Origin of the sequence: Arenibaculum sp. (assembly GCF_035998295.1) — a bacterium.
In the GTDB taxonomy this organism is placed as follows: Bacteria; Pseudomonadota; Alphaproteobacteria; order Azospirillales; family Azospirillaceae; genus DASYHS01.
The window spans coordinates 1-8110 of record NZ_DASYHS010000217.1 but is presented as its reverse complement, the minus strand read 5'-3'; the positions used below and the strand labels follow the sequence as shown (position 1 = coordinate 8110).

The following is an 8110-nucleotide window of genomic DNA, read 5'->3' as shown; positions in this document are numbered from 1 at the left end:
GTAGCCGGCCGCCAGCATTCCCGGCACGGCGATCCTGGCCATCGCGGCGGAGGTCGCGACGCTCGATCCCGACGCCGAGGCGAAGACCGCCGACGCGACGACCGTCGAGGACGCCATGCCGCCGGGGACGCCGCGCAGCGCCACGCGCAGCGCCTCGAACAGGCCGTTGGCAAGGCCCGTGTTGGAGGCGACGTATCCCATCAGCAGGAACATCGGGATGGCGCTCAGGCTCCATTCCCCGGCGAACTCGAAAGGGACGGCGGTGGTCAGCGACAGCGCCACCTTGAGGCCGCTGAGCCATGTCAGCCCGGCCAGGCTGCCGAGCACGAGCGCGATGCCGATCGGGATACGGGCGGCGATACCCAGGAAGACGCCGCCGGTGACGATGAGCCCGATCGCGACGTTGCTCATGGTTCCTGCTCCCGCCGCCCCGGCTGCCGCACGAGGGCGAGAAGGTCGCCCGCCGCGACCAGGGCGGCGGCTGCGAACGCCGCCGGCAGGATGAACCGCGCCGGCCAGACATGGACGGTCAGCGCGCTGAGCACGAGCTCGCCCGTGCGGTACGATTTCAGGGCGCTCATGAGGGTCAGCCAGGACAGGAGCGCGAAGACCGCGGCCGTGGCGAGCGCGCGCAGCATCTCGGAGCAGCGGCGCAGCCCCTCCGGCGCCCTGTCCATGAACAGGTCGACGATCAGGTACTCGCGCTTCGCCTCGACGGCCGCCAGGGGCAGGAAGACGGCCATGATCATGTAGTAGTAGGTGACGAGCTCGATGGTCACGGGAACGCCCACGCCGAACAGGCCGGTACCCAGCACGTCGAGCGAGATGTTGACCATCATCAGCACGATGCCGGCGCCCGACAGGAACAGCTGGACGTTCGCGAGGCGGGTCGGCCAGCGCGTCACGGCTGCTTCCCGGCCTGGAAATCGTCGCTCGGGTCGAAGGCGGTGTCCTCCGCCAGCACGCCCTGGCCGGGCACGTGGTTGATTTCCAGCCGGATGCCGTCGGGGTCCTCGAACAGGACGTAGTAGTAGCCGGGCGCCCAGGCGCCCTCGGTCGGGCCGCGTATGATCGTCGCCCCCATCTTCTTCAGGAGCTCCGCCGTCCGGTCGATGTCGGCACGCTCCCTGGCCCGGAAGCACAGGTGGTGGAGCCCGACGCGGCGCTGCACGAAGCGTTCGGCGTTGTAGGCCTCGTCGCAGGGCTGGATGCCGAGCGCCGTGCGCCCGCCGACCCAGTACACGAAATCGTCGCCGTCGAAGACCTTCTCCATCCCGAAGAACTCCATAAGGGGCGCATAGAACCGGCGCGCCTCATCGAAGCTCGAGACCGTGAGGATGGTGTGCGCGATGCCGTTGACGCTGGCCAAGGTCTGCCGCCTTTCATTGCCGAACGGGAGTTATCTCTTGCGGAACTGGGTCTCGCCGAACATGACGTCGTGGGCCCGCCCGGTATCGGGGACCCCGGTCAGGTGGTCGCGCAGTATGTTGAGGCCCCGTTCCACGGCCGGGCGCTTGCGGATGGCGCCGTACCAGCGCCGGAGATGGGGCAGCTCGTCGAGGCTCAGATTGGCGAGCTTGTGGATGCGCACCCAGGGGAAGCAGGCGATGTCGGCAATCGAGTACTCGTCGGCCAGGAACTCGTGTTCGGCCAGATGGCTTTCCATCACGGACAGCAGCCGTTCGCCTTCCTTCGTGTAGCGGTCGATCGAATAGGGATGCTTCTCCTTGGCGTAGGTCCAGAAATGCTGGCCCTGGCCCAGCATCGGGCCGAGGCCGGCCATCTGCCACATCAGCCACTGGAACGCGGTGGACCGGCCATGCGCGTCGGCCGGGATGAAGCGGCCGTACTTCTCGGCGAGGTGCAGCAGGATGGCGCCGGATTCGAACACGCGTAGCGGCGGCCGGTCCGGATCGGTCGCATCGACGAGGGCCGGTATGCGCCGGTTCGGGTTCACGCGACGGTACTCGTCGGTGAACTGCTCGCCCTCGAATATGTTGACCGGGCGCACCTCATAGGGGACGCCCAGCTCCTCCAGAAGTATCTGTGGCTTGTGGCCGTTCGGCGTCGCCCAGGTGTACAGCGTGAGGCTCATTTTTTTCTCCCGTGACGGGATGTTAGCTCCCGGGTTGCGGGACTTCTTGGACGATATTGCGGGGCGCTACGTTCCCGAGAACTGCGGCTTGCGCCGCTCGACGAACGCGGCGAAGCCCTCCCTCGCATCGGAGGAGACGAACAGCTCGGCGATGTAGCGGCGTTCGGCGGCCATGCCGGCCTGGAGGGCGGGCGCATGGCCGTCATGGAGGGTGCGCTTGATCCTGCCGATCGCCAGGGTCGCAGCACCTGCCAGTTCCTCGGCGAAGCTCCGCGTCTCGGACGCCAGCGCGTCCGCCTCGTACAGGCGGTTGACGATGCCGAGCGCAAGCGCCTCCTCGGGCGCCAGCGTGGCGCCGGTGACCATCAGCTCCAGAGCCTTGTTCGGGCCGACGAGCGCCGAAAGCCGCTGGGTGCCGCCGTTGCCGGGAAGGATGCCGAGCTTCACTTCCGGCAGGCCGAACCTGAAGTTCCCCCTGGCGGCGAACCGGAAGTCGCAGGCGAGCGCGATTTCGAGGCCGCCGCCCAGCGCATGGCCCGACATCTCGGCGATATAGATCTTCCCGCTCCTCGCCGGCCGGCTCAGCGTCTCGTGGGCCAGCGTGATCATCTCGATGTTCTCGCGTGGTTCGTTCGCCCCGAACTGCTTGATGTCCGCCCCGCCGCAGAAGAATCCCGGCAGGGCGCTCCCGACCACCACGACCCGGCAGCCGGCGTCGTCCTCGGCCTTCGTGATGGCCGCGTCCAGGTCGCGCATGAAGGAGATTTCGTAGCTGTTCGCCGGCGGGCGGTGCATCTCGATGCGTCCGACCGCTCCGGCTAGGCAATAGGAGACGTGGTTCATGGGGATTTCCTTTCTCGAACGCGGCGCGTACGTCGCGCGTTACGGTGCCTCGCGCAGTTTCTGCTTGAGGATCTTGCCGGAGGCGTTGCGCGGCAGCGCGTCGACGAAGACGAATTCCTTCGGGATCTTGTAGCGCGCGAGGTGCCGCCCGCAGTGGGCCGCCAAGTCCGCCTCAGCGATGGCGGACCGGTCCTTGGCGACGATGAAGGCGCGGCCGACCTCGCCCCATTTCCCGTCGGGCCTGCCGACCACGGCGCAGTCGGCGACGCTCTCGGCGAGATGGAGCACGCGCTCGATTTCGGCCGGATAGACGTTCTCGCCGCCGGATATGTACATGTCCTTCCAGCGGTCGACGACGTAGTAGTAGCCGTCTTCGTCCCGATAGGCGGCGTCCCCGGTGCGGAACCAGCCGGACGCGTCGAAGGACTGCTCGTTGGCGTCCTCGCGCCGCCAATAGCCGTGGGTGACGACGGGTCCCCTGACGATCAGTTCGCCGATCTCGCCGTCGGGCGCACGACATCCGTCGGCCGCCGCGATCGCGGCCTCGAGGAACAGGCCGGGCAGGCCGGACGAGCCGCGCTTGTCCGCGGGGTTGTGGGGCGGCATCAGGATGCCTAGCGGCCCCGCTTCCGTCATCCCCCAGCACTGGCGCAGCTGCAGGCCGATCCGCTCGTAGGCGTCGATGGTCGCCGTGGGGCAGCTGGCACCGGCGACTGCTATGGCGCGCAACCGGCTCGCGGCCAGCCCGTCGAAACCCGGCTCGGCGGCCAGCATCGCATGCATGGTCGGCACCGCCATCATGTGCGTGATGCGGCTGCCGGCCGCCGTGACGGCGGCGATCGCCGCGCCGGGCTCGAAATCGCGCATCACGACGTTGGTGCCGCCCCGATGGAAGATCGGATTGGCGAACACGTTCAGGCCGCCGGTGTGGAAGGTCGGCAGCATCACCAGGCCATGGCTCGATCCGTCGATGTCGAAGGCGGCGCACAGGCCGATGGCGTTGTAGAGCGCCATCCGGTAGCTGATCATGGCGCCCTTGGGATGGCCGGTGGTCCCCGACGTGTAGATCAGCGCCCAGCAGTCGGTGTCGTCCCGCTCCACGTTCTTGGCCAGCGGCGTCGACGTCGCGATGCAGGTCTCGTATGCGCTCGGCCGGCCGCACCTCATCTCGACGAGATGCGGCACGACCCCTCGGTCGCGCAAGCTTTCGGCGACCTCGCCGAACTCCGAACCGTGGAAGAGGACGCTGGCGGCGCTGTCGCGCGCGATGAAGTCGATCTCCCGTTCCGCCAGCCGCCAGTTCACCGGGACGAAGATCAGTCCGGCGCGCTGGCAGGCGAACTGGATCTCGAACACGTCGATGTCGTTCTTCGACAGCACCAGGACCCGCGCCCCGTCCTCGAGCTCGAGCGTCGTGCGCAGGAAACCGGCCAGGGCCGATATCCGCGCATTGAATTCGCCGTAGCTGCGTCGCCTGGCCGATGCCAAGTCGACGCAGGCGGGCTTCGAAGGCGTGAGGATCGCGTGATGTGCGATCCAATCCGTGGCTTTGACGCTCCGATCCATTGCTGGCCGATCCATTGCTGGCCGATCCATTGCTGGCCGTTCCTCGCGAATCCGCCCCGGGACCCGGCCCGGTTCGATATGGGATTAGACCCGAGCCGATAATCAGCGTCTTGGACGATACTGCGCAACGCCGGCCGTCATCCGGCGCAATTTCGTCCAAGATATTCCGGCTGAAAGTAAGGTAGCATTGGAATGGTTGCGTCGCGGCTGGCGTCGCACGGCGCGGGAGGGCGGGAATTGGGGCGTGGAGCTTCTGTCTCGGGGCCGTCCACGAGGACGTGCTGGCATGCGTCCGACATGCCCGACGCGGTGCTGTTCCACAGCCGGTACGATCACGAGTTCATGGCGCATTCCCATGACGTCCTGACGTTCATCCTGGTCACCGGCGGGACGGTGCGGATCGACATCGACGGGACGAGCTACCGGGTGGACAAGGGCCAGTTCGTGACGATCGGCGCGCACCAGGTCCATGCCGCGCGGCCCGTGGACGGGGCCGGCTGGAAGATGCGCAGCGTCCATCTGCGGCCGGAGACGCTCGCCGGCTTCTCGCGGATGTCCCCGGCCGACATAGAGGGCATGCAGTTCCTCAGGCCCGTCCACGACGCCGGCAACCCGGCCGGCTCGCTCTTCCTCGACATCCACTACCGCTCGGAGGTCGACGGGCCCAATGGCGAGCGCGGCGACCGGTTCCGGTCGTTCCTCGGCTGGCTGTCGAACAACCTCGACATGCTGGCGCCCCAGCCGCGCAGCAGGCGGTCATCGGACGACAGGGCCGAGCAGGCAAGAAAGATACTGGCCGACACGATCTTCGACGGCATCTCGCTCGACCAGGTCGCGAACGAGGTCGGCATGTCGCCGTTCGCCCTGATCCGGAGCTTCAAGAAGAACTTCGGGATCTGCCCGCATACCTGGAGGCTGCAGCAGCGGGCCAACGAGGTGGCGCGCCTGCTCAGGTCGCGCGTCAGGCTGATCGATGCCGCCGGGGCATGCGGCTTCTCGGACCAGTCCCACATGGCGCGGGTGTTCAAGAAGGTCTTCGGCGTCACGCCGGGACAATACGGCTCCATGCACAGGGCCGACCGCCTGCAGTGACGGAAGGCAGGGAATTCGATCCCATGCCGCTTTCGCATTCTGCAACGGACTTCGCATCCTGGTTTCTTCAATTTGCGAACGAAGTGCCGATCCCTGGTTGGGGTTGTTGCCCGGCGGCCGGCCGGATGGATTCCATATGCCGGGGATTCGGCGGAAAATTGCACTGCATGCAACGGTTTCTTCGGTCGCGCATGGCCGGCTGCGTCCGCAAGCATGGAGGATTCGGAATCTGGCATCCCCCTTGCGTCGGGACGGAACCGGAGCACCCGCGGAGAGAACGATGGACACGGCCATGAACACGATGCCCCAGGAACGCCGCAGCACCAGCAAGGCGATGGATTATGCGCTCGAGACGGTCCAGGCGCTCGGCGAGGCCGGCCTGACCACCGTGCCGGTGAAGCCGAGTGCCGCGATGCTGACCGCCGGCGCGCGCGCCGGCCAGGTCAGCGTCGAGACCGTCTGGAAGATCTACCAGGCGATGCTGCACGAGGAGTCCTGAGACCGCCTGCGGCCCAGGCGGGCGTCAGCGCGACGCCTGCTGCGCCGCGTCGCCGGCGGCCTGCACGGACAGCCCGGCCGCCCCGCCGCGATCGTCCACGTCGATGTAGCCGGCGCCGTCCGGCCCCAGCATGGCCACGGCGACGGGCTGGCCGCCCTGGTGGTTCTTCAGCATCTGGTGGACGACCAGTGCCGCCAGCATACGGGCGTCGCGCCCGCCGTCGCGCAGGAAGGCTGCCGTCGGCGTCAGCTCCGAAGCCCTACCGCCCGGAAGATCTCCTGCTGAGCATCGGGGACGGCCTCGGGGACCCCGCGTAGCGGTTCGCGCGCCTGCCGGAAGCCGCATCAGTTCCCCGGGTTGCGGGCGAGCCAGTCGCGCAGCTGCTCGATCTCCTTCTCCTGGGCCTCGATCACGCCCTGCGCGAGGTCCCGGAGCTCCGGGTCACGGCCGTGCTCGAGCACGATGCGCGCCATGTCGATGGCGCCCTGGTGGTGGGGGATCATCGCCTGGGCGAAGTCCCGGTCGGCATCGCCGGTGAGCCGGAGGCCCATGTCCCGGTGCATGCGGTCGCCGGCCGCCTCGAACTCGCGGACGACGGGCGAGGACGAAGCCGGCGCGGCGTGTCCCTCATGACCGCCTGGGGCTGTCTGCGCCCATCCCGGCGAGGCGGCCGCGAGCAGGGCGGCCAGCATGGCGGCAGCGACGAATGGCAATCTCATCTGAATCTCCAGGATTGGCTGACGGGCCGCAGGCCTTCTCCGGTATTCATGGGAGGAGGCGGGGGCGTGGCGCCTTGATCTCGATCAATGTAGGCACCCCCGGCGTCCATGCCATTGCGCAACCCGTCCGGCGGCTCCGGCCGACCGCGGATTCGCCTTGACCTTCCCATCGCTGGAAGGATGAACCTCGACCGCGTCGCCGGATATCGACGCCGGCGACGGAGCGGATGAAGGAAAGGAAGGGCAATGGCCGAGCCGCACCGGGGGCACGCGCCTCACGACCACCACCACCATCATCATTCCGGGCACGAAGGCCGGATGACGGACCCCGGGCGGGAGGCGGGGCAGGGGGAGATCTACACCTGCCCGATGCACCCCCAGATCCGCCAGGAGGGGCCGGGTACCTGCCCGATCTGCGGCATGGCCCTGGAACCGGTCACGGCCGGCGTCGAGGGCGGGCCGAACCCGGAACTCGCGGACATGACCCGGCGCTTCGCGATCGGCGCGGCGCTGGCGGTGCCGCTGGTCGTCCTGGAGATGGGCGCGCACGTTCCCGGGCTCGGCCTGCACGCGCTGATCCCTGCGTGGCTCTCCCTGTGGCTCCAGTTCCTGCTGGCCACGCCCGTCGTCCTGTGGGCGGGGTGGCCGCTGCTGGAGCGCGGCTGGCACTCCTTGCGCCGGCGCAGCCTCAACATGTTCAGCCTGATCGCGCTCGGCGTCGGCGTCGCCTACGCGTTCAGCCTCGTCGCGACCTTCCTGCCCGGCATCTTCCCTCCGGGCTTCCGCAACGCCGAGGGGCTGGTCTCCGTCTACTACGAGGCCGCCGCCGTGATCACGGTGCTGGTGCTGCTCGGCCAGGTGCTCGAACTCCGCGCGCGCGAGCGGACCGGCGGCGCCGTCCGGGCGCTGCTGAACCTCGCCCCCAGGACGGCCCGGCGCCTTCCTCCCCAGGGCGGCGAGGACGAGGAGGTGCCGCTCGACGCGGTGCAGGTCGGCGACCGCCTGCGCGTGCGGCCCGGCGAGGGCGTGCCGGTGGACGGCGAGGTCCTGGAGGGCCGCAGCGCGGTGGACGAGTCCATGGTGACCGGGGAGTCCATGCCGGCCGGCAAGGAGCCCGGCGCGAAGGTGGTCGGCGGCACGGTGAACCAGACCGGGGCGCTGGTGATCCGGGCCGAGAAGGTCGGCTCGGACACCATGCTCGCGCGCATCGTGGCCATGGTCGCCGAAGCCCAGCGCAGCCGGGCGCCGATCCAGCGCCTCGCCGACGTGGTGTCCGGCTGGTTCGTCCCGATCGTC

At 68.7% G+C, this 8110-nt stretch carries 11 protein-coding genes; 3 read left to right on the top strand and 8 right to left on the bottom strand.

Annotated elements, in window-relative coordinates:
- From VGO20_RS21115 to VGO20_RS21090, 6 genes are all read right to left on the bottom strand, one after another.
- Positions 1 to 411: TRAP transporter large permease subunit (locus VGO20_RS21115; RefSeq protein WP_327504359.1), on the bottom strand; the 411-nt coding region annotated here is incomplete at its 3' end.
- Positions 408 to 905 carry a TRAP transporter small permease gene (locus VGO20_RS21110; RefSeq protein WP_327504358.1) on the bottom strand — a complete coding sequence of 166 codons (498 nt, stop codon included), beginning with the start codon at positions 903 to 905 and terminating at the stop codon, positions 408 to 410. The genes VGO20_RS21115 and VGO20_RS21110, both read right to left, overlap by 4 nt.
- A complete protein-coding gene (locus tag VGO20_RS21105; RefSeq protein WP_327504357.1) occupies positions 902 to 1369 on the bottom strand; it encodes a VOC family protein in 468 nt (155 codons plus the stop codon). Before VGO20_RS21105 ends, VGO20_RS21110 begins: the two co-directional genes overlap by 4 nt.
- Before the next feature lie 30 nt (positions 1370 to 1399).
- Positions 1400 to 2095 carry a glutathione S-transferase N-terminal domain-containing protein gene (locus tag VGO20_RS21100; protein WP_327504356.1) on the bottom strand — a complete coding sequence of 232 codons (696 nt, stop codon included), beginning with the start codon at positions 2093 to 2095 and terminating at the stop codon, positions 1400 to 1402.
- A gap of 66 nt (positions 2096 to 2161) precedes the next feature.
- Positions 2162 to 2938, bottom strand: coding sequence for an enoyl-CoA hydratase/isomerase family protein (locus VGO20_RS21095; protein ID WP_327504355.1), 777 nt, complete (start codon positions 2936 to 2938; stop codon positions 2162 to 2164).
- 39 nt (positions 2939 to 2977) lie between these two features.
- Complete coding sequence (locus VGO20_RS21090; RefSeq protein WP_327504354.1) at positions 2978 to 4504, bottom strand: AMP-binding protein; 1527 nt, start codon at positions 4502 to 4504, stop codon at positions 2978 to 2980.
- A 297-nt stretch (positions 4505 to 4801) separates the two neighbouring features.
- Between VGO20_RS21090 and VGO20_RS21085 the strand changes: the two genes are divergently transcribed.
- Both VGO20_RS21085 and VGO20_RS21080 read left to right on the top strand, forming a co-directional pair.
- A complete protein-coding gene (locus VGO20_RS21085) occupies positions 4802 to 5596 on the top strand; it encodes an AraC family transcriptional regulator (RefSeq protein WP_327504353.1) in 795 nt (264 codons plus the stop codon).
- Between the two features lie 280 nt (positions 5597 to 5876).
- A complete protein-coding gene (locus VGO20_RS21080) occupies positions 5877 to 6095 on the top strand; it encodes a hypothetical protein (RefSeq protein ID WP_327504352.1) in 219 nt (72 codons plus the stop codon).
- Between the two features lie 24 nt (positions 6096 to 6119).
- On the opposite strand, the gene VGO20_RS21075 is transcribed toward VGO20_RS21080, so the two are convergent.
- Complete coding sequence (locus tag VGO20_RS21075; protein ID WP_327504351.1) at positions 6120 to 6296, bottom strand: hypothetical protein; 177 nt, start codon at positions 6294 to 6296, stop codon at positions 6120 to 6122.
- A gap of 143 nt (positions 6297 to 6439) precedes the next feature.
- Positions 6440 to 6814: a CopM family metallochaperone gene (gene copM / locus VGO20_RS21070; RefSeq protein ID WP_327504350.1), complete on the bottom strand. Its 375-nt coding sequence runs from the start codon at positions 6812 to 6814 to the stop codon at positions 6440 to 6442.
- A 246-nt stretch (positions 6815 to 7060) separates the two neighbouring features.
- Between copM and VGO20_RS21065 the strand changes: the two genes are divergently transcribed.
- On the top strand, positions 7061 to 8110 hold a 1050-nt coding region (locus tag VGO20_RS21065; RefSeq protein ID WP_327504349.1), incomplete at its 3' end, for a P-type ATPase actuator domain-containing protein.

What these genes read in the sequence shown, in the direction of transcription:
- VGO20_RS21100 (WP_327504356.1), bottom strand. Translation starts at nt 2,095, where the DNA reads ATGAGCCTCACGCTGTACACCTGGGCGACGCCGAACGGCCACAAGCCA.
- VGO20_RS21095 (WP_327504355.1), bottom strand. Translation starts at nt 2,938, where the DNA reads ATGAACCACGTCTCCTATTGCCTAGCCGGAGCGGTCGGACGCATCGAG.
- VGO20_RS21090 (WP_327504354.1), bottom strand. Translation starts at nt 4,504, where the DNA reads ATGGATCGGAGCGTCAAAGCCACGGATTGGATCGCACATCACGCGATC.
- VGO20_RS21085 (WP_327504353.1), top strand. Translation starts at nt 4,802, where the DNA reads ATGCCCGACGCGGTGCTGTTCCACAGCCGGTACGATCACGAGTTCATG.
- VGO20_RS21080 (WP_327504352.1), top strand. Translation starts at nt 5,877, where the DNA reads ATGGACACGGCCATGAACACGATGCCCCAGGAACGCCGCAGCACCAGC.
- VGO20_RS21075 (WP_327504351.1), bottom strand. Translation starts at nt 6,296, where the DNA reads ATGCTGGCGGCACTGGTCGTCCACCAGATGCTGAAGAACCACCAGGGC.
- copM (WP_327504350.1), bottom strand. Translation starts at nt 6,814, where the DNA reads ATGAGATTGCCATTCGTCGCTGCCGCCATGCTGGCCGCCCTGCTCGCG.